Below are 22,014 nucleotides of genomic sequence, written 5' to 3'. Positions count from 1 at the left end.
TTCGAGGTGTGCTTAAAGCGTTTCAGCTCAAAGACGCCAGTCAATCGGTGGAATAACACTTACAACCCTGTCTTGAAGAAAAGACGTTCCGGTGTGAACAATATCGAACGCTCTGAACTGCTCGTTCTACGAAGTCGACGCCGTCATGCGATTTTCGCGCTTCACACCACAAAATGAAGCAGGGGTTTAAGGTGATGCTACGGCAGGTAATATGACAATGGCAACGACTGACGATTCCGTTAACGGGATGACCGAGCACTGCGATGAATGCGATCTCGAAACCCTCCACGAGGTCTCCGTCCAGATCCGAACTGAAAGTCTCAAAGAAGAGAACGCGCAGTTCTCTCGTGAGCCCTACCGTGTGGCCGAGTGTCAGCGGTGTGGGAACCGTACGAGCCAGCGGATGAACAACGCCTGACGGCCAGTCTCTCGCGATTTGACCACTACGCCCGTTGCCCGGTCTCCCGTCTCCTTCGATTCCTCCGCGGTGTTTTCTGGTCTGAATTGCTGATGACCGATACCGATCGCCGATGACCGCGGTCGTTACGACGTCGTTACTTCACAGCCGTCCTCGGTGACGATGATGGTGTGTTCTTTCTGACTGACGAGATAGCCGTCGTCTTCTTTGAGAACGGGGTAGCCGTGGACGATGTCGTTGCGCTTGAGTCGGCGCAGCGCCATCTCCGGGCGATCCGTCTCGAGCCAGCGCGTCGCAAACGGCAGCGTCCGGAACTCCTCGGTGATCTGTTCGAGAGCCTCGCGGGCCTGTCGGTTGCGGACCGTCCCCTCACGCTGGAGCGAAAAGATCTCCTCGCTTGCCCCTTCCGAAACCTTGCCGCCGCCGTCGGTCGCGAACGGCTCGATCGCGACGACGTCGCCGACCTCGAGCGTCGTGCCCTGCGAGACGGCCCGGTTGGGGATGTTCGGGCTGGTGTGTTGCTCCCAGTGGCCCAGGCCGTGGCCCGTGAGGTTGACGACGGGGTTGTAGCCGTAGCCGTCGATCACGTCCTCGATCTCCGCCCCGATCTCGCCGGTGTCGACGCCCGGCTCGACGATGTCGAGGGCGGCCTCGAGAGCCTGCTCGGAGGCCTCGGCGAGTTCGGGATTCCCCGAGAGATCGACGGTAACGGCCGTATCGGCCAGCCAGCCGTCGACGTGGACGCCGATGTCCAGGTTGATCATCTCCTCGCCGAACGTCGTCTCGTCGTCGATCGACGGGGTCGCATGAGCCGCCTCCTCGTCGACGGAAATGTTGACGGGGAACGCAGGCTGGCCGCCGAGTTCCCGGATACGATCTTCGGCCCACTCGGCGACCTCGAGGTGGCTGACACCGACTTCGACGCGGTCGGCCGCCTCCTCACGTACCTGCGCGAGGATCTCGCCTGCCTCGCGGTGTTTCTCGTACTGCTCTGACTCGAGGTCGACCTCGGATTCGGCCATGCACCGGGGTTAGACCGGTCGACAAAAAGAGGTTCCGAACGCAGTCAGGACACGCGCCGCGAGCGAACGTCTCCGCACGTCGACCGTTACGGAAGTAATACAGCATAATATCCTGCCGTTCCGTGAAACGGTCGCCACGGGTTATACCGGACGCGTCCCTCGAGTGAGACGGCGTGAGAGACGCCACGAGATCGGCGGGCACGAGCGATCCCGGCGGGTGAGCCACCGATCTCGAAACGACGGGGCACAGCGGGGTTCGCGTGCACGCGACAGGCACACCAGTTCAGGGTCGGCGGGCATCGACCGTCGATCCCCCTGCACAAAGTAATTCGGCCCTGTTGAAACCCTCGAAAGTTGATACAAACGGCGTGCTGACTACAGAGCGTGAGTGCAGCAGAATAGTGTCTATAAATCGCCTGATTCCCACGCAAATCAAACATCCGGGCAGCTCAGAATCGGTCATGGAGATCGATAGATACAGGCAATACCCGTGGAGGGAGTAAACCACAAACAAAATGATCTCGTGGTTTGTCAAACTCGGCATATTGGCGGTCCTGTTTCAGGTAGTCGTCATTGCCGGGTTCTACGGCTACCTCAGATGGCGACATCCGGTCCCGCACGCTGAATCGAGGCCACGCACAAAACGGCTGCTTCTCGGTGGGGTCGTTCTCATTACATTCGGCCAACTCGCTGCGTTCGGGGCCATCGGCTCCACCCGAATGGCTTCCCTCTTCTCGTTGCGACAGGCAATCCGTATCCAGAACGCTGGACTCCTCGTCACATTCATCGGGTACGGCATCCTCGTCGTTGGGTTCGCCCTCTATCTTCGGAAGCGCGCCTGAGACGACTCTCCCTTCCGGGAGAGATACGCGCTGTCTATTCAACACGACTCCAGAGATTTATCATCGTTGGAGGATTTCAACAAAGCCAGTAATTCGTGTGAGCAGCTGGCAACAGTCTCCCGAGAGGGTAATACTTTCACCGACAAAACGTCGCTCTACATCTCCTCAGGAGACTATAAAACAATATATTAAATGCAGAAATTTATCCACCCATGGAATTTATCTAATGGGGTCCTACATGATTTACCATCCAATTTCCTCGGCTTGAGTCCCTCAGACGGCTGTTTTCGGCGGTTTCAGAGAACTCGGAGCGACGGGAAATCGGGCAGCTTTTGCCAGTCCGAGACGGAAATGGTAGACCTTTTACCCCCGTCGGCGAACCGTACAGACGAGATGAGCTACGACAAGATCGAAGTCCCTGAAGACGGGGAGAAGATCACGCTGAAAGAAGGAACCGAGGACGAACTCGAGGTTCCTGACAACCCGATCATCCCGATTCTCTACGGTGACGGTGTCGGGAGCGACGTCGGTCCCGCCGCACAGAAGGTGCTCGAGGCAGCCGCCGAGGCGACCGGTCGCGAGATTAACTGGATGCGCGTCTACGCCGGCGAGTCCGCCCGCGAGAAATACGGCGAGAACCTGCCAGACGAGACCGTCGAAGCGATCAAGGAACACCGCGTCGCCATCAAAGGTCCGCTGACGACGCCCGTCGGCGCTGGCTTCCGTTCGCTGAACGTCGGCCTGCGCAAACTGCTCGACCTCTACGCGAACGTTCGCCCCACCTATCACCTCGACGGCGTCCCGTCGCCCGTCAAGAACCCGGAGCAGATGGACATGGTCACCTTCCGTGAGAACACGGAAGACGTCTACGCCGGCATCGAGTGGGAAGCCGGCTCCGACGAAGTCGAGCAGGTCAAGGAGTTCGTCGAAGACGAGATGGGCGCAACGGGCGTCATCCACGACGGCCCCGTCGGCATCGGCGTCAAGCCGATCACGGAGTTCGGAACGAAGCGACTCGTCCGCGAGGCCATCGACTACGCCCTCGAGAACGACCGTGACTCCGTGACCCTCGTCCACAAGGGGAACATCATGAAGTTCACCGAGGGCCAGTTCCGCGACTGGGGCTACGAGGTCGCAGAAGAGGAATACGGTGACGAGGTCATCACCGAGGACACCCTCTGGGAGGAGAAAGACGGCGAGGCACCCGACGACGCCGTTGTCGTCAACGACCGCATCGCCGACAACATGCTCCAGCAGATCCTCACCCGCACCGACGAGTACGATGTCGTCGCGACGATGAACCTGAACGGGGACTACATGTCCGACGCCTGTGGTGCCCAGATCGGTGGTCTCGGCATCGCGCCCGGCGCCAACTTCGGTGAGGGCCTGATGCTCGCCGAACCCGTCCACGGCTCCGCACCCAAGTACGAGGGTCAGGACAAGGTCAACCCGACCGCGATGATCCTCTCGGGCCGCATGATGCTCGAGTACATGGGCTGGAACGACGCCGCCGACCTCGTCCGCGACGCCGTCGAGGAGACCATCTCCTCGGGCAAGGTCACCTACGACCTCGAGCGCCAGCTCGAAGACGCCGAGAAGCTCGCCACCAGCGAGTTCGCCGAGGAAGTCGTCAACAATATCGAGAAACTCGCGTAAGCGAGTTTCTCGTCCTCTGGCAGCTACGTGCCAGAACATTGAAAAACTGGCATAAAGCCAGTTTTTCGAGCAGCTAGAACGCGACGCGTTCTGGCGGTCCCGAAGACGCGATTTCCGTTTTCTTTGACTCTACCGTTGGGAGGGCCGCGCGCCGCTTCCCGTAACTCTCTCAGCGCCGGCAGTCGTAGCCCCATCTAATGGACGATCTCGAGGTACAGGTCGCCGAGACCGACCGGGAGCGAAAAGACGCTTTTGCAGTCCGCTACGAGGTATTCGTCGAGGAGCAGGGTGTCGACGAAGAACTGGAGTACGACGCACACGACGAGACGGCCACCCACTTCGTCGCGTACGACGGCGACGAGCCGATCGGTGCAGCACGGCTTCGCGAGTACGAGGACGCCGTCGGCAAGGTCGAGCGCGTCGCCGTCCGCGCATCACGACGCGAAACTGGCGTCGGTCGTGCACTGATGGAGAAACTCGAGCAGCACGCCAGAGCAGTCGGGTTCGACACACTGACGCTCCACTCACAGACGCAGGCGGCCGACTTCTATCGCAATCTGGACTACGAGCGCCGCGGCGCGGAGTTCGAGGAGGCCGGCATTCCCCACGTCGAGATGCGGAAGTCGCTGGAGTAGGCTACGCGACGCTCGATCGACGCTGCGACTCGGTGTCTGTCGCCCGTCTGACTGACTTTCAAGTTCTCGTACGTAGCCATCGCTACTACAATGCCAGTTATTCACACACCAACCAAGGCGGTGGCGGCTACGGTCGCTACGATGTGGAAAGCCGGCCGGATACTCGTTCCGCTCGGGATCGCGGCCCTCGTCACTGGGCTCGGACTGCTCGTCTTCTTCGGGCTCGTGGCCGCTCTCCCGTAACGGCCGGTCCGTCTCAAGCCGTGCCGATCCGATCCCGGACGTATCGTCCGGCCAGTCCGAACAGTGCCAGCGCCATCGCGACCGCGAAGGCGACGACGAACGCCGAGAGCGGGTCGGAGATCGTCTCGAGTTCTCCGCGGACGAACTCGCCCGCGAGGACGGCGGTGACGGCAAAGAGCACGAGGCCACCGAGATTCGCCACACGTGAGTTCGTCTTCGAGACGACGTCGGGATCGTTCAGGAGCACGAGGATGACGGCGATAGCGAAGGGAGTTCCGACGAGGCCGAAGGCCAGCGTGAGTACGAGCAACTGGAAGAACGCACCGCCGAGGAACGCACCGACGGCGGAGACGAGTGCGACGCCGGCGATAGCGGCGCGATACCGGCTGTCGTCGGTCGATTGCTCCCACCCGAGTTTGTCGGCGAGCAGGTACGGTGGGACGATCGTGTTCCCACCCAACGTTGAGACCGCTGCACCGAGCAGGCCGGCGAGGAACACCCAGGTAGCGTACTCGCCGGCAACCGGGCCGAGTGTCTGGGCGGCGCTGACGCCGTCGATCGTCGCGGGATCGACACCGGCCGCCGGGAGAACGCTCGCCGCGACGAGAAAGACCGCGAGGCTGAAAACCCCGAACGCACCCAGCATCGAACTCACGATGTCGATGATCGCGGTGTCGGCGTCACGGATAGTCCAGCCACGGGCGCGCATCGTGTAGCTTTGCATCGTCAACAGCGTGATATGAACTGCACCACCGAGAATGCCCGCGGCGACGAGCGCACCGTTGACGCCTGCAGGAATTGCCGGCACCAGACCGCCAGCCGCCGCAGCGGGGTCGATCGGGACGACGAACGCGGCCGCGACGAACGCGACGACGACCATCGAGACGAGCACCTTGGCACCAATCTCTGCGACGCGGTAGCCCCCGCCGGCGAGTCCCAGCGCAAGGAGCACGGCCCACGTGATGCCCCAGAAGCGTGGATCGGCGAGGGCGGCGACGCCGACGTCCGCGCTGGCGACCATCGTCGCACTGACCTCGGCTAAGGTCTTCATGATTATCAGCTGCGCCAAACCAGCGGCCAACACGACGTCGACTACGAGCACCCAGGCCCAGCCCGAACCCAGATGGCGGTCGACGACCGAGACGATTCCTTCCTCCGTGAGCAGTCCCAGTCGCATGGCGAGATACTGGCCGAGGGCACCCAACACCGCCGAGCAGACGACGACCCACAGCAGGGCGTAGCCGAAGCTCGCACCCGCGACCAGCAGACTGCCCATCGTCGCCGGGCCCGCCGCGATCGCACCGGCGAGCCACGTCGGCCCGAGTCGCTCGAGCGCCGTGCTGAGTCGGCCGCGTCCCACGGACCGCTGTTCAGTTGCCATGCGGGAGTCTTACGAACCAGGCGTTATAACCTCGTGGTATTCAATAGTGGTAGCTACCGGACACGACGGCCGACGGGACTACTCCTGCCAGCTCGGATCCTCCCGTGGCGGACTGAAGATATCGACGCCGCGGACCGTCTCGTCGCCGCGATTTTCGGCTGCGTGGGGCTGCTCGCCCGGGATCGCGTACGAATCGCCAGGTCCACAGACGGTTTCCTCGTCCTGGACGAGGAACACGAGCTCGCCCTCGTAAATAAAGCCGGTCTGCTCGTGGGGATGGCTGTGTTCTTCGACGACTGCACCGGGTTCGATCTCGAAGTGCTGGACGTTCATCGACTCGGAGCCTGCCAGCAGCGCCAGGTTGACGCCGTCGGCCGCCTCCGACGGCTCGCTATCGGTCAGGGAAACGCGTTCCATACGCCTCGAGACGGGCGCAGCCACCTAAAATCCCACCGGCAGGCTGGTTTTCACTTCCGCTCCGGTTGCCGAAGGTTGAACTGCCGGGACGAACCACTGACAGCTATGTACGCCGTCGTCGGCTGTAGCGAGTGTTCGAACCTCTGGATCATCGAGGGGCGATCGGAGACGACCCAGTGTCCCCGCTGTGGCGCGCGCAAGGCCTACGAAAAGCGCAAGAAGTTCGTCGAGACCGACGACGCCGCCCACGCCCGCGACGTTCGCGCGTCGATGCTCGCGAACCGACAGGGTGAGGGAGAGGCGTTCGCCAAACTGGATTCGTTCGCCGAACTCGAGACCGACGTGGCCGACGGCGTCGTCGACGAGACGGAGTACCTCGAGGCATCCGGGCTGGACGTCGACGAGGTCGAAGCAGCTGGCGAGCGTGATCCGCGCGGATCGACACGCAGCGGGAGCAAACAGGAAATCGTGAAACGGGCGCTCGAAGCGCTCGACGAGCCGACCGAAGACGAGATCGTCGCGTACGCTGGCGAGCGTGGGGTATCAGCCGAGTACGTGAAGGAGGCACTCGAGAAACTCACGCGGCGTGGCGTCGTCAGCGAGAGCCGTGGACGGTATCGATTGCTGTAACGAGGAGGGATGCGGGGCCATCGAACGGTCTCGGAGTCTCTCCGTGATCGGGACGAGAGACTGGCGACACGGACGACATCGAATTCGTCACCGGGTCACCATCCGCCGGGACTCGAGAGGACGAGCCCCAGAATGGTCAAGGGGACTACGAAAAGCGTTGCATACCAGATTGCGCCTGCAGTGACAAGCGCCCATGTCGAAAGCCCATACCCAGTCGGATCCCAGTCGATCCCCGCTCGGGGAAGGCCAACGACACAGAGGAGTGGGATCCCGACGACATAGCAGAGGGTCACCAACAGGGTTGCATTGAGGATCCGTGGCCCCCAGATCGTGTTCGGTCCCGCAGTCATCACCACCACACCGATGGACAGGACGTACGGAAGTGAGGCTGTGAGACCGACGACCACGTACGTTCGAATCATCGAATCGAACGGCGGCAACCGGCTGAACAGTGCCCGGAGTCGCGTTGACGCCAGGAACGGAGCCCAGCAGATCGTCGCCGCGACACCCGGAGCCAGGAGACCCACGGCGACGATCAGCCACCCCAACACTCGTCTTCCGAGGCTCATGACAGGTTCCGCGAGGATCACGGATAACTGTCTTTCGGATTATACTACTGCTGTACGTGATCCCGTTCGGCCTTACCGTCCGAGGTCCTCGTGTGCGCTCGCGAGGTGTCGTGAGGACAGCGCCCCGAGCAGGGAGAGTTCGCCCGCGAGCGCGCCGACAGCGATGATCTCGGCGAGCGCGTCGGCGTTGGAACCCGGCGGGTTGCCACCGCCTCGGAGCCCGAGGATCTCGAGGGCTTCGGCCTGGGTCGGCAGTTTCGTGCCGCCGCCGACGGTACCGACCTCGAGCGAGGCCAGCGAGACGCTGGCATAGAGGTCGGTGGTACCGTCCTCACGCTCTCGGGTGTCCATGGTGGTGATAGTGTTCGCGCCCTCGACGACCTGGGCCTCGTCCTGGCCGGTCGCGAGGAAAGCTGCGCCGACGACGTTTGCGGCGTGGGCGTTGAAGCCCAGGCTGCCCGCTTTGGCGCTGCCGATCAGATTCTTGCGGGTGTTGGCTTCGGCGATGGCGTCGGCAGTCGTGTGCAGGCGCTCCTCGACGAGTTCGCCGGGGATCACGACATCGGCAGTCACGGAGCGGCCCCGCCCCTCGACGGCGTTGATGGCGGCGGGTTTCTTGTCCGAACAGAGGTTGCCGGAGAGTGCCACGAGCGAGGCGGGCGTTTCGGCTTCCACGACCTCGCAGGCCTCGCCGGTGGCGATCGTCGCCATGTTCATCCCCATCGCGTCTTTGGTGTCGTAGGCAAAGCGCAGGTAGACGGAGTCGCCGACGACGTAGGGTTCGACGTCGAGCAGTTCGCCGTGGCTCGTCGTCGACTCGGCGGCTTCGCGGAGCGTCTCGAGGTTGTTCTCGACCCATTCGACGGTCTCGGCGGCCTCGGCGACGCCGTCGACCCGGAAGACCGGCGCACGGGTCATTCCGTTTTTCGTGACGCGCGCGTCGGCCCCGCCCGCCGTGCGGATCACGCCCAGCCCGCGGTTGACCGACGCTAGCAACGCCCCCTCGGTCGTCGCCAGCGGCAGGTAGTGCTCGCCGTCAGCCGCGCCGCCGTGGACGGGAACGGGGCCGACGACGCCCATCGGCACCTGCGCCGCGCCGATCATGTTCTCGATGTTCGGCTCCGCCTGCTCGGCGGGGAAGGTGTAGTCGCCGACGGCCTCGAGGTCGGCCCCGGTCTCGCGTTCGACGAGCAACCGGCGTGCCTCGGCCGCGGTGTCGTAGTCGGCGTGGTCCTCGAGTTCGTGAATGCGAACGTCGCCGTCGCGCACGCGCTCGGCGAGTTCCTCGGGATCGGTCATGGATGGGTCGAGACGGTCGGCTACCCTAACAGTTGCTGATTCCCCTGGCCCTGGGTCGGGAATCGTGGCTCACCGATCGAGCAGATCAAACGAGACGTCGTCGCTGACGGCCCGATACCCCGAGAGCGCCTCGTAACAGAGAAGGGAGAGCAGCGCGCCGGTGCCGATCGCCGCAAGCAGCAGCGAACGTGCCCCCGCGGCGTCGTCGGCGAACACGACCGCGAACGCAGCCGTGGTAACGGCCGCGAACCGGAGTCTCGTCCGCGAGCGCGTCCCCGTCTCGGTCCAGGCCAGATACAGTTGTGGGAGCGCAATAGCAACGCCAACGACCAGCAGAAACGCAACCAGTGGCCACTCGCGGAGCGCGACACCGGTCTGTCGCTCGACGACGACCGAGCCCGCAACGACGACCACGAACGCCAGAAACGAGGTGAAGACGACGCGGCCCTCCCGATCGATCATAGTGACCGCTCACCGGCCGAACAGGTCAACCTTGCGCTCAGTTGCAGTTTCGGCGGCCGACACGGGTCGTCATTCCTGCTGTCGGTCCGGTCAGTCGCGCCTGCGTGCGTCGCTTGCGTATCCGGGGAGAGCGTTTTTTCCGCGAACGGCTAGCAACCTCGAGTACGCGAGGCACTGCCAATGAGCACGAGCGACACCGACGTCGTCGGCGACGTACAGCACAGAACCGAGGCCGGGCGATGGGCCGAAGCCGTCCGAACGATCCGGGCAGTTCTCGAGACGCTCGGCGAACGTGTCGAGGAAGGGGGTGCCACGGACATCGCGAGTCCGTTGCCGATGGAGATCGATCGCTACCTCCTCGACGTCGACCACGGCCACACGTACGGCTACGACGGGTTCGTCGATCGGGTGCTCGAGCGGCTGAACTACGAGGACCTGGACCTCGATACATCGTACGGGCGGCCATCAGCCATCGATCGGGCCGAGGCGGTCTACCGGATCAAGGCCGTCGTCGAACTGCTCAGCGAGCGGGTTCCGGAGGGCGAGCTGGCGCACGTCGAAGAGCAGTTCGCTGACATGTTCGAGTTCGTCGACGCCGAGACCACACCCTGGGAGGAAGCCTGAGACAGGCTGCTTCCCGGGTTCACCGGCGCAACGACCACAGGAAGGGGTGCTACCGCACCGGCACTGCCTGACGGGCATTCCGTCCGAGACGGTCAGCCGCCGTTATCGCGCGAGGTCCTGCTTCGCCTGCCGAATCTCGTCGTGAGCCTCGTCCGCCCCGTCAACGCGGGCGAGCCCCTCCGCGGCCTCGAGGGTACGGACGGCATTGTCGAGAAACGAGAGGATGTCGCCCGGGTAGGCATAGACCATGTAGTCGTCGGTCATCACGTCGACGATCGCGTCCGGCCCGAGCCCCTGCGCGCGCAACTCGAGTAAATACTGGATGAACTTCCGTTCCGGACAGCCACAGTAGGGATTGTTATCGCAGTCACAGTCGAGGAAATCCTGTGTGAACTCGAGGACGCGATCACGGGTCGCGTCGTCGAGCTTCTCGAGGCCCTCGCCCTGAAAGAGCATGTCAAGCGTCGCCCCTTTGAACGCCCCCTTGGGGATGTTCGTCTCGAGCTGGGAGCTGAGCTGACGGTGGTTCTTGATGTAGATCTTGTCGGTGATGGCCACGCGTTATCGGTGCTACCGGCCGTGTGCCGAAAAACGTCTCGGTCGTGAGTGGCGTGGGTGCAGATGATTACCCGTAAGCGAAATCGTGCGATACGGAGTCGCACACTCCGATCCTCGAGTCGTAACGTATTTCAGGTCGACCGCGTGTAGGGTATGATGTAAGCGCGTCCGGGTTGGGGTAGTGGTTATCCTTCAGCCTTGTGGAGGCTGAGACGCGGGTTCGATTCTCGCACCCGGACTTTTTGACGACGACTTCACGGAGGAGTCAAAAGTCCGATCGAGACTCGAATCACGCGAGACGAACAAAGTGGGTCTCGCAGTCGGATTCGATTCTCGCATTCAGACCTTCGCATTCGTGCGGTTTTGGCCCCATTCTCGGGAGCAACTGGAACGGCCGTCTCGAGTCAAACGGATCGGTAGCAGAATCGTTTCGAACCCACCTGCTGGCGACCCTAATATACAGGCCCACCCGCTTAGGGACGTCGTCGTGTAGCTGCCAGTCGCATGGCGGATGCTCAATTCCGTGGCACGGCCGACAGGAGCCGGCGAAACGCCGCGATCGCCTGGGCGACGACGCTCGTGCTCGCCGTGCTCGCAGTCAATCACGGGCTCGGCGGCTCGTACCGCTGGGTCGCCTTCACCGGCATCGCGGTCGTGATCGTGGTGTCGCCGGCTGCCGTCCGCCGGGAGCCGCTCGCGATGCCGCCCTGGGAGCTGCTGCTCCTCGTGTTGGTGTCGGTCGTCGACGCGACGATGTTCGGCTAGTCGTTTCTCACGGCGATTGCCGTCTACGTCGCGGTCGCCGCGGTCGCGCTCGTCGCCACCGTCGAGATCGATCGATTCACCGCGGTTCGGATGACCCACGCGTTCGCGGTCGTCCTGGTCGTGCTCACGACCCTCGCCGTCGCCGGCACGTGAAACGTCGCCCAGTGGATCGCCGACGTGACCCTTGGAACCGGCTACGTCCTCGACGGCCAGTCGCAGGACGCGGCCAACCGCGAACTGATGTTCGACTTCGCTTACGCGGCGCTGGCCGGCCTGTTCGCGGGTATCGTCTTCAGCCGCTACTTCGAGTCGTACGCCACAGATGAGAGCGAGCTCTGGCGGACACCTGCACCCCGGGATCACTCGTCCGACTCGGAACCGGATCCCGTTCCGACGCTGATCCGCGATCAACTCGACGTCCCCGAATCTGTCGTCAGGCGACTCTCCCGCGTCATGCAGGCGGCTCTCATCATCATCTTGTTGTACGGGATCGGCAGCCGCGATCTAACGACGGTCTCGAACGCCGCCATCGCACTCGGAATTTCCGTCCTCCCAGCCATCCTCGAGCGAGACGCTCGGCTGCCGCTCGAGCCGGGACTCGTGTTCTGGCTGACAGCGGCCGTCTTCCTCCACGTCCTCGGCTCGGCCGGCCTCTACGCGATTATCGGGCCGTGGGATAGCCTGACGCACACGATCTCGGCGTCGATCGTCGCCGCGGCTGGCTACGCGGTCGTCCGGGCGATCGACCTCCATACCGACGAGATTTACATCCCACGGGCGATGCTGTTCGCGTTTATCCTCGTGTTCGTCCTGGCGTTCGGCGTCGTCTGGGAGCTTATGGAGTTCGCACTCGACTGGAGCGCACAGCGACTCGGCCTCGACGCGATCCTCGCTCAGCACGGCCTCAACGACACGATCGTCGACCTCGTCTACGACGCCGTCGGGGCAGTCGTCGCCGCGGTCTGGGGCTCGTTCTACCTCACCGACCTCTCCCAGCGCATCGCCAGCCGCCTCGAGAGGTAACGGCCGTTTCGGCCTCGTTCGGGCCGATCCAGTCGGGCAATGGCAGTCGCTCATACGGACTCCTCTCAGTGCGCCAGGACCCAGTGATAGGAGACCGTATCAGTCCGCGGCTTCGGTCAGTCGCTGGACCGTCTCATTGGACAGCGACAGGTGCGAGGCAGCGACGTTCGACTCGAGATGGGCAGGGTCGGACGTGCCCGGAATCGGGAGCATGACGTCGGCCCGCTCGAGCAGCCACGCCAGCGCGACCTGTCGCCGTGTCGCGTCGTGCTCGTCGGCGATGTCGTCGAGGAGGCCGCCGTGTTCGGCGAGGTCGTCGGCGTCGATCGGTGCCCACGGAATAAAGCCGATCCCGTCGTCGGCACAGATCTCGAGGACCTCGCGGCTCCCGCGGTCGTTCAGGTTGTACCGGTTCTGGACGGTCGCGACCTCGACCTGTTCGCGAGCACGGTCGAGGAGTTCGGCCGAGACGTTGCTGATGCCGACCGCGTGGACGAGCCCCTCGTCTTTGAGTTGTGCAAACGTCGCGACGGAGTCCTCGAAGGGCGTGTCGTCGTCGGGCCGGTGGAACTGATAGAGATCGATGGTGTCGGTTCGCAATCGATCGAGTGAGGTGAGCACCTGATTGCGAATGTAGTCCGGATCACCGTGGGAGATCCAGTCGCCGCTGTCGTTGCGCAACAGGCCCGCCTTGGTCGCGACGAGTACGTCGTCGCGATCGCCGATCGCTTCGCCGATCAACTGTTCGCTGACCGCAGGACCATAGGAGTCGGCCGTGTCGATGAAATCGATGCCGCAGTCGACGGCATGGCGGACGACCTCGCGTGCATCGTCCTCGTCGTCGGGCGCACCGATGATGTCCTCGCCACAGAGGCGCATCGCACCGAACCCGAGCCGGTGAACAGCCGTCGTGCCGATCTCGAACGTCTCGCTCTCGTTTGTGATCGCGTCGTTGCTCATGAGCGTCGTGTCACCCTCGCCCGTCTTGAGGAATCGGCTTTCAATGTAGTTCCGCGGACGACGACGACGTCCGTACTGTTGCCCGCGCTGGCTCCCCTCGACGGCGAAATGACACGGGTCCGGCACGGACTCGTCGGTCAGCGGCAGCTGGCAGAGCACCCTCAAGCCGACGCTCACCGAGCAATGACTTGCACCCCGTGCGCGCCTCGATACTGTCCACTAGTGGGAATAGGTCAAGGAACTATGCTAACCGCCATCGATGCAGGAAGAGCCACATTCACAACCAGTTGCCTAGATACCGTTCTTTGGATGAGCCCCGTCTCTCGCACCTGTCGCCCACGGTCGAACACAGTTGCATTATCAGCACAAGATCTCTTCGGGGAGGAACGACTCGCTAGCCTACGATGTTCGAACAAATTACCGCACGTGAACTCGCAGACGACATCGACGCGGACGAAGACGGGTACGCGATCGTCGACACGCGTCCGGAAGACAGCTACGGGTCGTGGCACGTCCCCGGCGCGGCGAACGTCCCGTTCGGGCCGGCGGAGACGCTCGACGACGAGCAGGAAGCGGCAGTCGACGAGCACGCCGATGACGACTCGATCGTCACCATCTGCGGGAAAGGGGCGACGTCGACCACTCTCGCAGCCGAACTCGACGCAGCCGGATACGACGACGTCGCGGTCGTGAAAGGCGGGATGCGCGACTGGAACGCGCTGTACGAGCAGGCACGCGTCGACACAAGTGACGACGTGGGAATCATGCAGTTCCAGCGCCGAGGAAAGGGGTGTCTGAGCTACCTCGTCGGCTCACCGGATGCCGAGGAGGCGGTGGTCGTCGACCCGACGCGACACATCGAGCAGTTCGTCGTCGCCGCTGCCGAACACGGCGTCGAGATCACGCACGTCCTCGACACGCACGTCCACGCCGACCACGTCTCCGGCGGGCGAGAGTTGGCCGACAAACTGGACGTGCCGTACCACCTCGGCGCCCGCGCCGAAGAGCGGGACCTGCAGTACGAGTTCGAGTCACTCGAGGACGGCGACACGATCCACGTCGGCGACGTCGAAATCACGGCGCTCGCCGAGCCGGGACACACTACCGAGATGGTTAACTACCGCGTCGGCGACGAGGCGATCCTGACGGGCGACGCCCTGTTCGTCGACTCGGTCGGTCGCACGGAACTCGAGTTCGGAGACGACGACGCAGAGAACGGCGCCGAGATGGCGTACGAGACGCTCCACGAGACGCTCACGGCGTTACCCGACGACCTCACCGTCCTGCCGGGACACGTCACTGTCACAAGCGACGGGCGGTTCGAGAACGGATCGCCAGGGGAGCCGGTCTCCGCGCCGCTCGAGACGGTCGAAGGGCAACTCGACCTTCTCGGACTGGACCGGGACGAGTTCGTCGAGCGGCTGGTCGAGGACGTGCCAGCGAAACCCGCCAACTACGAGACGGTAATCGACATCAACATCGGTCGAGAGCGTCCCGAGAGCAGCCGACAGGCAGCGAAACTCGAAACCGGCGCCAACAACTGTGCGGCGTAAGCGGGCGCGCGCGCCGCCGGTGGAAACGCCCCGCGCCATCGACACGACTGACCGAACGAGATCACCTAGCCTGCAGCGCGGAACGGCTCGTATCCGCGCACAGTATGGTATTGGCCCACACGAATAAACAGATCGCGACCGTAGCACACCTGTGGTCGCTCCCGATCAACTCTACGCTGCGGTTGTCGGGGTCCTCTTGCTCGCCGCCTTAGGTGTCAGTATCCCGGTCCTCATGCAGATCGTTCGAGACGGCCTCGAGCGACGGCGCAAGCGACAGGCTGGAGAACTGGAGCGTTATACCGAAGACAAAGAGTACGACCGCTTTCCCGCCGTGCTCAGCGAGACCGCGGATGGACGGACGCGTCTAACGTGTTCGCAGTGTGGGGCGGAAAACGATGCTTCGTACACGTACTGTCGTCGCTGTACAACACCCCTGTAAGCCGTGTTTTCGTCGAGTACAGAACCCGTCTCGAATGTAAATCGCTCGGAAACGGTCATGCCGCCTTACGAATTTGAACCACGCGAAGACGTTCCGGGGTGTTCGCTTCGCTGTACTCCCGGCTGCGACTTCTCTTGTTCAAATCCGGTCAGATAGCACTTCACCAGCTTACGGACGACTCGCTCCGCTCGTCGTCTTGTTCGCAGCAGAAGTGCCGCCTCCCGGATTTGAACCGGGGACAGCTCGATCTTCAGTCGAGTGCTCTCCCAGTCTGAGCTAAGGCGGCTTACCTCTCTCTCCGTCCATGATATAAAAAAGGATTTCGAATCGCGATCGTTGTTCCACGCCGCTTACAGGAGACTGCAGCGGGGTCAAATATATTGAGTATGGTACTGAAAAACCAGTAACGGAGATAATACGCGAACATCTATCCGAGATTACCTTCCGTCTGTTGGATTAATAGATATTCAAGACACCCTTTTCCGCCCTGGGGGGTAATATCGTGTTATGGAACCCCTTACCTCGAGCCAAGAGCCCACCGAACTCGACGCCGACACGATCCTCGAGTTGCTGGCCAACCGCCGACGGCGCTACCTCCTGTACGCGCTCCGGGGCCAGGACGACCCCATCGAGCTATCGACGCTGGCCGAAACAGTCGCCGGCTGGGAACACGACGTCCCGCCGGACGAGGTCGCGAAAAACGAGTACAAGAGCGTCTACGTCTCGTCGGTCCAGTGTCACGTCCCGAAACTGGACGACGCAGGTGTCGTCGAGCACAACGAAGACAACCATACCGTCGTCCTCGCGGACAATTTCGAGCAACTCGAGCCGTATCTCCGAATCGTCGTCGAAGACGAACCCGAGAACTCGACGCTCCATGCGGCTCTCCAGCCCGGATCGGGAGACGGCCTCCTCGGCCAGATTCGGGAAAACGTTGCGCGGCTCAAGCACTGACGACGGTGGAACTCCTGGTCGACGGCTAACTCGAGGGGTTCAGCGGTCGGCTGCCAATATGGGGGAACCGTGTTCGTGACAGGTGTGGCGTCGAACGTGGGGGATCGAATCTCACTACTGCTCGTGACAGGTCTGTCTTGCCACGTTTCTCGTGGACCTCTTGTGGACCGTCCGTGCCAGAAACATAGGCTCGGGCGGGTTCGAACTACGCCGAGACGTGCTCGCATCGCTGCGCGCGTCTCGTCTACTTCGAAGCGCCACTCACGTCACCTTGCTGTTGCTCGCGGAGTTGCTCGCAACAACAATAGTGGGCTCGGGCGGGTTCGAACCACCGACCTCGGCCTTGTAAAGGCCGCGTCATGACCAGCTAGACCACGAGCCCGCATCCGTGACGAGTAGGTCCGTCCGAATAACCTTTACTCTCTGGCGGTGCAGCTATCACGTATGGCATTCGGGCGCGTGGGGAAAGCACTGCTTGCCATTGCAGCCCTCTCGATCGTCGGTGTCGTCCTCGTACAGGCCGGGCTCGTCTCGACACCGTGGGGGCCAGACAGCGGAGAAGTGCGTGTCGTGGGCAACGACTCCGACAGCGACGAGCCGAAAGCAGTCATCGACATCGAAGTCGCAGACGACCGCCGGGAACGGTACACCGGACTGAGCAACCACGACTCGCTCGAGCCGGGTAATGGCATGTTGTTCGTCCATGGAAGCGAGCAAGAGCTTACCTACGTAATGCGCGAGATGGACTTCGACATCGATATCATCTTCATCGGTGCGGACGGTGAAATCACGACGATTCACCACGCCCGCGCGCCCGGTCCGAACGAAGACGGCAACGATCTCGAGTACTCCGGCCGCGGGAAATGGGTGCTTGAAGTGCCACGTGGCTACACGAACGAGACAGGGATCGAAGTCGGCGACGAGGTCGACATCGACCTCGAGTCGAATCAGACGGTCGTCACGAGCCTTGGATCCGGTGACCTCGAATAAGAGGAAAACGAGCGTGACGGACCGCAGCAGTCGACGTCGGACATGTTTCGATTCGTCGGCAATTCTTATTGCTGGCGATCCCTGACCCCTGTGCAATGAGTCTCGCCGACGGCGACGAGAACGATCCGTTCGAGGAACAACGGGCGGAGGTCGAGAACCCGATGAAGCGGCTGTTCCTCGAGTACGGAAGCGACTACGTCGGGGCCGCTGTCGTCGGCGTGATCGCGAGCGTCGGCGCTCGAATCCTGGATCTGTTGCCACCGCTTATGCTCGGAATCGCGATCGACGCCGTGATCCGCCAGGAGATCGCGTACGCGGCGGCGTTCCCGGTGGGTGGCGGTCTCATCGAACCGTACGTCCCCGACGGACGGCTCGCCCAGTTCTGGCTCACGATCGGGATCATCGCGGGGGCGTTTCTCTGTTCGGCGGTCTTCCACTGGACCCGAAACTGGGGGTTCAACACGTTCGCCCAGAACATCCAACACGACATCCGGACCGACACCTACGACGAGATGCAGCGCCTGGACATGGGCTTTTTCGCCGACAAGCAGACTGGCGAGATGATGTCGATCCTCTCGAACGACGTCAATCGCCTCGAGAAATTCCTCAACGACGGGATGAACTCCCTGTTTCGGCTGCTCGTGATGGTGGTTGGTATCGGAGGGTTACTGCTGGCGATCAACTGGCAGCTCGCGCTGGTCGCCTTGCTGCCGGTGCCGCTGATCGCCGGCTTCACGTATCTGTTCATCAAGACCATCCAGCCGAAGTACGCGCAGGTGCGCTCGACCGTCGGCACGGTCAACTCGCGACTCGAGAACAACCTCGGCGGGATCCAGGTCATCAAATCGAGTACGACCGAGCCCTACGAATCCGACCGCGTCGAAGACGTCTCTCAGGAGTACTTCGACGCCAACTGGGGTGCGATCCGGACGAGGATCAAGTTCTTCCCCGGGTTGCGCGTGCTCGCGGGGATCGGCTTCGTCGTCACCTTCCTCGTCGGCGGTCTCTGGGTCATCTCGGGCCCACCGGGGCCGTTCTCGGGCGACCTCAGTACCGGGATGTTCGTCGTCTTCATCCTCTACACGCAACGGTTTATCTGGCCGATGGCCCAGTTCGGGCAGATCATCAATATGTACCAGCGCGCGCGGGCCTCGAGTGCGCGCATCTTCGGGCTGATGGATGAACCGAACCGGGTCAGTGAAGACCCCGACGCGCCCGACCTCACGGTGGCCGACGGCCGCGTCGAGTACGACGACGTGGCGTTTAGCTACGAGGACCGTGAGACGGAAGATTCCGGGACAGCAGAGCCGGTCCTCGAGAACATCGACTTCACCGTCGAGGGCGGAGAGACGCTCGCACTGGTTGGACCGACCGGCGCCGGCAAGTCGACGGTCCTCAAGCTCCTCTTGCGAATGTACGACGTCGACGAGGGCGCGATTCGGATCGACGACCAGAACATCCAGGACGTCACCCTCCAGAGCCTTCGCGAATCGATCGGCTACGTCAGTCAGGACACCTTCCTCTTCTACGGCAGCGTCGAGGAGAACATCAGATACGGCACCTTCGACGCCGATCGCGAGGACGTAATCGAGGCTGCGAAGATGGCCGAAGCCCACGAGTTCATCGAGAACCTGCCCGACGGCTACGACACGGAGGTCGGCGAACGCGGCGTCAAGCTCTCCGGCGGGCAGCGCCAGCGCCTCTCGATCGCCCGTGCGATCCTCAGAGATCCGGCGATCCTCGTCTTGGACGAGGCGACCAGCGACGTCGACACCGAAACCGAGATGCTCATCCAGCGATCGATCGACGAGCTCGCGGAAGATCGAACGACGTTCGCCATCGCACACCGGCTCTCGACGATCAAGGACGCAGACCGCATTCTCGTTCTCGAGGGCGGTGAGATCGTCGAACGGGGAACACACGAGGAGTTGCTCGCAAATGACGGACTCTACTCGCATCTCTGGGGCGTCCAGGCTGGCGAAATCGACGACCTTCCCCAGGAGTTCATCGAACGCGCCCAGCGCCGGCAGGCACAGACGGAAGTCGGCGACGATGACTGATACGGTCCGCTGTACCGATGTACCGGCGCACCCGCAAGAAATGACTTACAGCAGTCCGTACGAGAGGAAGAGTGGTCGCGGAGGCGTCTAGAACGATTCTTGCTCGCTCTGGTCGTCCTGGTCCGGTGCCCCTTCGTCCTGTCTGTCCTCGCCTGCCGCGGGCGGCGTGCGGTCGCTGTAGTTTTTCCGACCGATGGCCTCGTCGCCGACCATATTCATGATCGCTCCCTCGACCTCGTCGTAGTCCCGATACTCGTCTTCGTTCAACGGACCGATCAGTTCCTCGAGTGTCGTCGTGTTACCGCTCATTTCGATTTCCTCGTCGCCGTGTGCGTCGAGTAACTCATCGTGACCGATCGGGTACTCCACGTTCGTGAGCGACTCCTGTACGTCGCCGAGTTCGACGCCGCGTTCACGGTTCTCTTCGGACATACGTGACGGAACGCAACCTGACCGCAAACGGATTGGGCCTGCGTTCGCCGTGCAGTCCGACGACGCGGTCCACTGGCAGACAGCCGAGATACCACTGACGAACCGATTTCACCCATCGGTCGCATGCAACCGGTCGAACATGCAGTGACTTTTGTCGACAGATGAGTATACTCGCGCATGGATCTCACAGCGGCGACGTGGACGGACGTGGGAAGCCTTGAGACGGATCTCGCTGTCCTTCCCGTCGGCAGCACGGAACAACACGGCCCGCACGCGCCCCTGGGGACGGACGTGCTCACCGCGGAGGCGATCGCCGACGCGGGGATCGAGCGCCTCGACCGCGAGGTCGTGCGCGCGCCGGCGATTCCGGTCGGGATCGCCGCGGAACACCGCCAGTTCCCCGGGACGATGTGGGTCTCCGAGGACACGTTCCGAGACTACGTTGGCGAGGCCGTCGAGAGCCTCGCTCACCACGGCTTCGACCGCGTCGTCATCGTCAACGGCCACGGCGGCAACGTCGACGCCCTCCGGGAGGTCGGTGGCCGACTCAGCCGGGACGGCAACGCCTACGTTGTTCCGTTCACCTGGTTCGAGGCCGTCGGCGAGCACAGCGCCGACATGGGCCACGGCGGTCCCTTAGAGACCGCACTGCTTCGCCACTGTGAGCCGGATCTGGTCCAAGAGGAGCGGATCGACGAGGCCCGCGCCGGCGCGGCCGACGGCTGGGGCGACTGGACAAGTCACGTCAATCTGGCCTACGATTCGGCGGAGTTCGCGGAAAACGGTGTCGTCGGCGATCCGGCCGATGGCGACGCCCAGCGCGGCGAGACGCTGCTCGAGTTGGCGGCCGACTCGCTGGCTCGGCTGCTCGAAACGGTCGCCGAGCGTGACGTCTCGCGGCCCGACCATCGGGAACAGTCGTGAGTCAGGCCGACGGGCGGGGAGTATGACTCGAGTGCCCGATGTGAGTCGATTACTCCTCGTCTTCCTCTTCGTCCTCGGCTACGGCATCGGCATCGTCGCCTGTGTCATCGTCCTCTGCATCGGCCGCAGGACCGGCGTCCTCGAGCGTGCCCCGGAGCGCCGGAATCGTCGACGTGAGTTCGCCGACCTGCTCGCTCGCCCCCGAGATGTCCGTGATTGCGTCCTCGAGGTCGGCAATCTCTTCTTCGAGGTCGTCGGCGTCGTCGAAGGCGTCGGCACGCTGGCCCATCGTGAACCACTTTTTGGCATCGCGGAGGTGATCCTCCGCGTCGCCGACCTCGAGCGCCGAGTTGAGGCCGTTGAGCACACCCAGTACGTTGTCGGCATCGGCGTCCCAGACGTCGTCGGCGTCGGGGAGTGCCGCCCAGGCGTCCGCGAGCGAGGACTCGACATCCGCGCGCATCTCAGTGGCCGCTTCTCCGAACAGTTCCTCGTCGTCGCCGAGCGTCGCTTGGCTCATGTCACCGTGTTCACGGGGCCCAGGGTTAAAAGGTAGCCCGAAAGTGAAAGTGAAATCGGCCCGGAGCAGAGCAATACCGGTCGAACAGCGACCGAATTTCGAAAGCGAAGTCGTCAAACGGTTAGAGGTCCTCGATCGACCGGAGCTTCTGCTCGACGTCCGGCGGTGCAGCGCTCGGACCGTCGCGCACGCGATGGTCCGGGATGAGGATCGGTGTCGGGTTCTCGTCGAGTGCGGTCCGAACGAGGATGATATCGTCGTCGTCCTCGTGATCGAGCCCCGATGTCATCCGGGTGAGCGTGTCGACGGTGACCTGATCGCCGTAGGGGATCTCCAGGACGCTCTCGAGGACCGCTCGCTGGTCGGTGGGCATGGTCATTGCGACCTGTACGTCGTCGAAGCTAACCGGTTCGAGGCCGTCCAAGTACTCGAAGATCTGGTCAAGAACGGGGTGATCGGTCTCGGCGTCGGCGTCGGGTACGTCGGGGAAGGAAACGCTGAGGACTCGCCCGCTCGCAGCACCCACTTGCACGTACCGATCGAGATACGGCGATTCCCGCGCATAGATTCCGGCGTCCGTAACGTCCTCCATACTTTCCTGTAGGCGATCCGGACTTGAATAGCCGCCGGTTAGTCGC

The 22,014-nt window shown here is 63.0% G+C and carries 24 protein-coding genes, 3 tRNA genes and 1 pseudogene; 15 read left to right on the top strand and 13 right to left on the bottom strand.

Annotation, left to right across the window (positions count from 1 at the left end; genetic code table 11):
• Window positions 1–217: 217 nt before the first annotated feature.
• Window positions 218–418: a DUF7835 family putative zinc beta-ribbon protein gene (locus ACFR99_RS19205; RefSeq protein ID WP_390290974.1), complete on the top strand. Its 201-nt coding sequence runs from the start codon at window positions 218–220 to the stop codon at window positions 416–418.
• A gap of 125 nt (window positions 419–543) precedes the next feature.
• Here the strand turns inward: ACFR99_RS19205 and map are convergent, their stop codons facing one another.
• A complete protein-coding gene (gene map, locus ACFR99_RS19200; RefSeq protein WP_390290972.1) occupies window positions 544–1,440 on the bottom strand; it encodes a type II methionyl aminopeptidase in 897 nt (298 codons plus the stop codon).
• Window positions 1,441–1,955: 515 nt separating this feature from the next.
• On the opposite strand from map, the gene ACFR99_RS19195 reads away from it, so the two are divergent.
• From ACFR99_RS19195 to ACFR99_RS19180, 4 genes are all read left to right on the top strand, one after another.
• On the top strand, window positions 1,956–2,282 hold the full coding sequence (locus ACFR99_RS19195) for a hypothetical protein (RefSeq protein ID WP_390290969.1): 327 nt from the start codon (window positions 1,956–1,958) through the stop codon (window positions 2,280–2,282).
• 393 nt (window positions 2,283–2,675) lie between these two features.
• Window positions 2,676–3,938 carry an isocitrate dehydrogenase (NADP(+)) gene (icd, locus tag ACFR99_RS19190; protein ID WP_390290966.1) on the top strand — a complete coding sequence of 421 codons (1,263 nt, stop codon included), beginning with the start codon at window positions 2,676–2,678 and terminating at the stop codon, window positions 3,936–3,938.
• 197 nt (window positions 3,939–4,135) lie between these two features.
• Window positions 4,136–4,573, top strand: a complete 438-nt coding sequence (locus tag ACFR99_RS19185; RefSeq protein ID WP_390290963.1) for a GNAT family N-acetyltransferase — start codon at window positions 4,136–4,138, stop codon at window positions 4,571–4,573.
• A 90-nt stretch (window positions 4,574–4,663) separates the two neighbouring features.
• Window positions 4,664–4,816 (top strand): hypothetical protein, encoded by a 153-nt coding sequence (locus ACFR99_RS19180; RefSeq protein ID WP_390290960.1) that lies wholly within the window; start codon window positions 4,664–4,666, stop codon window positions 4,814–4,816.
• A 13-nt stretch (window positions 4,817–4,829) separates the two neighbouring features.
• On the opposite strand, the gene ACFR99_RS19175 is transcribed toward ACFR99_RS19180, so the two are convergent.
• Both ACFR99_RS19175 and ACFR99_RS19170 read right to left on the bottom strand, forming a co-directional pair.
• Window positions 4,830–6,197: an NRAMP family divalent metal transporter gene (locus tag ACFR99_RS19175; RefSeq protein ID WP_390290957.1), complete on the bottom strand. Its 1,368-nt coding sequence runs from the start codon at window positions 6,195–6,197 to the stop codon at window positions 4,830–4,832.
• A gap of 78 nt (window positions 6,198–6,275) precedes the next feature.
• The gene (locus tag ACFR99_RS19170) at window positions 6,276–6,614 is read right to left on the bottom strand and encodes a cupin domain-containing protein (RefSeq protein WP_390290954.1); all 339 of its coding nucleotides are present in this window, start codon (window positions 6,612–6,614) and stop codon (window positions 6,276–6,278) included.
• A 105-nt stretch (window positions 6,615–6,719) separates the two neighbouring features.
• On the opposite strand from ACFR99_RS19170, the gene ACFR99_RS19165 reads away from it, so the two are divergent.
• Window positions 6,720–7,244 carry a DUF5817 domain-containing protein gene (locus ACFR99_RS19165; protein WP_390290951.1) on the top strand — a complete coding sequence of 175 codons (525 nt, stop codon included), beginning with the start codon at window positions 6,720–6,722 and terminating at the stop codon, window positions 7,242–7,244.
• A 95-nt stretch (window positions 7,245–7,339) separates the two neighbouring features.
• Here ACFR99_RS19165 and ACFR99_RS19160 read toward each other — a convergent pair whose 3' ends face one another.
• The 3 genes from ACFR99_RS19160 to ACFR99_RS19150 form a co-directional block, all read right to left on the bottom strand.
• Window positions 7,340–7,813 carry a DUF8162 family protein gene (locus tag ACFR99_RS19160; protein ID WP_390290948.1) on the bottom strand — a complete coding sequence of 158 codons (474 nt, stop codon included), beginning with the start codon at window positions 7,811–7,813 and terminating at the stop codon, window positions 7,340–7,342.
• A 72-nt stretch (window positions 7,814–7,885) separates the two neighbouring features.
• Window positions 7,886–9,112, bottom strand: coding sequence for a hydroxymethylglutaryl-CoA reductase (NADPH) (hmgA, locus tag ACFR99_RS19155; protein WP_390290945.1), 1,227 nt, complete (start codon window positions 9,110–9,112; stop codon window positions 7,886–7,888).
• A 69-nt stretch (window positions 9,113–9,181) separates the two neighbouring features.
• Window positions 9,182–9,574 (bottom strand): hypothetical protein, encoded by a 393-nt coding sequence (locus tag ACFR99_RS19150; protein WP_390290942.1) that lies wholly within the window; start codon window positions 9,572–9,574, stop codon window positions 9,182–9,184.
• A 180-nt stretch (window positions 9,575–9,754) separates the two neighbouring features.
• Here ACFR99_RS19150 and ACFR99_RS19145 point away from each other — a divergent pair, with 180 nt between their 5' ends.
• A complete protein-coding gene (locus ACFR99_RS19145) occupies window positions 9,755–10,198 on the top strand; it encodes a DUF2267 domain-containing protein (protein WP_390290940.1) in 444 nt (147 codons plus the stop codon).
• Window positions 10,199–10,300: 102 nt separating this feature from the next.
• Here ACFR99_RS19145 and ACFR99_RS19140 read toward each other — a convergent pair whose 3' ends face one another.
• The gene (locus tag ACFR99_RS19140) at window positions 10,301–10,756 is read right to left on the bottom strand and encodes a DUF5814 domain-containing protein (protein ID WP_390290937.1); all 456 of its coding nucleotides are present in this window, start codon (window positions 10,754–10,756) and stop codon (window positions 10,301–10,303) included.
• Window positions 10,757–10,923: 167 nt separating this feature from the next.
• Between ACFR99_RS19140 and ACFR99_RS19135 the strand changes: the two genes are divergently transcribed.
• Together ACFR99_RS19135 and ACFR99_RS19130 are read left to right on the top strand one after the other, a co-directional pair.
• A tRNA-His gene (locus tag ACFR99_RS19135) sits at window positions 10,924–10,995 on the top strand.
• 265 nt (window positions 10,996–11,260) lie between these two features.
• Window positions 11,261–12,544, top strand: a pseudogene (locus ACFR99_RS19130) (DUF2238 domain-containing protein).
• Between the two features lie 99 nt (window positions 12,545–12,643).
• Here ACFR99_RS19130 and ACFR99_RS19125 read toward each other — a convergent pair.
• Entirely contained in the window at window positions 12,644–13,504 is an 861-nt protein-coding gene (locus ACFR99_RS19125; protein ID WP_390291306.1) for an aldo/keto reductase, read from the bottom strand.
• Between the two features lie 404 nt (window positions 13,505–13,908).
• Here ACFR99_RS19125 and ACFR99_RS19120 point away from each other — a divergent pair, with 404 nt between their 5' ends.
• Both ACFR99_RS19120 and ACFR99_RS19115 read left to right on the top strand, forming a co-directional pair.
• On the top strand, window positions 13,909–15,057 hold the full coding sequence (locus tag ACFR99_RS19120) for an MBL fold metallo-hydrolase (protein WP_390290934.1): 1,149 nt from the start codon (window positions 13,909–13,911) through the stop codon (window positions 15,055–15,057).
• A 151-nt stretch (window positions 15,058–15,208) separates the two neighbouring features.
• Window positions 15,209–15,496 (top strand): DUF7577 domain-containing protein, encoded by a 288-nt coding sequence (locus ACFR99_RS19115; RefSeq protein WP_390290932.1) that lies wholly within the window; start codon window positions 15,209–15,211, stop codon window positions 15,494–15,496.
• A gap of 212 nt (window positions 15,497–15,708) precedes the next feature.
• Here ACFR99_RS19115 and ACFR99_RS19110 read toward each other — a convergent pair.
• Window positions 15,709–15,782: transfer RNA gene (locus ACFR99_RS19110), tRNA-Phe, on the bottom strand.
• Window positions 15,783–16,003: 221 nt separating this feature from the next.
• Between ACFR99_RS19110 and ACFR99_RS19105 the strand changes: the two genes are divergently transcribed.
• Complete coding sequence (locus ACFR99_RS19105) at window positions 16,004–16,450, top strand: DUF7344 domain-containing protein (RefSeq protein ID WP_390290929.1); 447 nt, start codon at window positions 16,004–16,006, stop codon at window positions 16,448–16,450.
• A gap of 308 nt (window positions 16,451–16,758) precedes the next feature.
• Here ACFR99_RS19105 and ACFR99_RS19100 read toward each other — a convergent pair.
• Window positions 16,759–16,832, bottom strand: a tRNA-Val gene (locus ACFR99_RS19100).
• 62 nt (window positions 16,833–16,894) lie between these two features.
• On the opposite strand from ACFR99_RS19100, the gene ACFR99_RS19095 reads away from it, so the two are divergent.
• Together ACFR99_RS19095 and ACFR99_RS19090 are read left to right on the top strand one after the other, a co-directional pair.
• Entirely contained in the window at window positions 16,895–17,440 is a 546-nt protein-coding gene (locus ACFR99_RS19095) for a DUF192 domain-containing protein (protein ID WP_390290926.1), read from the top strand.
• Between the two features lie 95 nt (window positions 17,441–17,535).
• Window positions 17,536–19,500 (top strand): ABC transporter ATP-binding protein, encoded by a 1,965-nt coding sequence (locus tag ACFR99_RS19090; RefSeq protein ID WP_390290923.1) that lies wholly within the window; start codon window positions 17,536–17,538, stop codon window positions 19,498–19,500.
• An 87-nt stretch (window positions 19,501–19,587) separates the two neighbouring features.
• On the opposite strand, the gene ACFR99_RS19085 is transcribed toward ACFR99_RS19090, so the two are convergent.
• Window positions 19,588–19,932, bottom strand: coding sequence for a DUF5789 family protein (locus ACFR99_RS19085; protein WP_390290921.1), 345 nt, complete (start codon window positions 19,930–19,932; stop codon window positions 19,588–19,590).
• A 177-nt stretch (window positions 19,933–20,109) separates the two neighbouring features.
• Here ACFR99_RS19085 and ACFR99_RS19080 point away from each other — a divergent pair, with 177 nt between their 5' ends.
• Complete coding sequence (locus ACFR99_RS19080) at window positions 20,110–20,856, top strand: creatininase family protein (RefSeq protein ID WP_390290919.1); 747 nt, start codon at window positions 20,110–20,112, stop codon at window positions 20,854–20,856.
• 49 nt (window positions 20,857–20,905) lie between these two features.
• Here ACFR99_RS19080 and ACFR99_RS19075 read toward each other — a convergent pair whose 3' ends face one another.
• Together ACFR99_RS19075 and ACFR99_RS19070 are read right to left on the bottom strand one after the other, a co-directional pair.
• On the bottom strand, window positions 20,906–21,376 hold the full coding sequence (locus ACFR99_RS19075; RefSeq protein ID WP_390290916.1) for a DUF5790 family protein: 471 nt from the start codon (window positions 21,374–21,376) through the stop codon (window positions 20,906–20,908).
• A gap of 121 nt (window positions 21,377–21,497) precedes the next feature.
• Complete coding sequence (locus tag ACFR99_RS19070; RefSeq protein ID WP_390290913.1) at window positions 21,498–21,968, bottom strand: methylated-DNA--[protein]-cysteine S-methyltransferase; 471 nt, start codon at window positions 21,966–21,968, stop codon at window positions 21,498–21,500.
• Between the last annotated feature and the right edge of the window lie 46 nt (window positions 21,969–22,014).

This window comes from Haloarchaeobius amylolyticus (genome assembly GCF_042678045.1).
Taxonomy (GTDB): domain Archaea; phylum Halobacteriota; class Halobacteria; order Halobacteriales; family Natrialbaceae; genus Natrinema; species Natrinema amylolyticus_A.
This window is presented reverse-complemented; position numbering and strand designations above follow the sequence as displayed.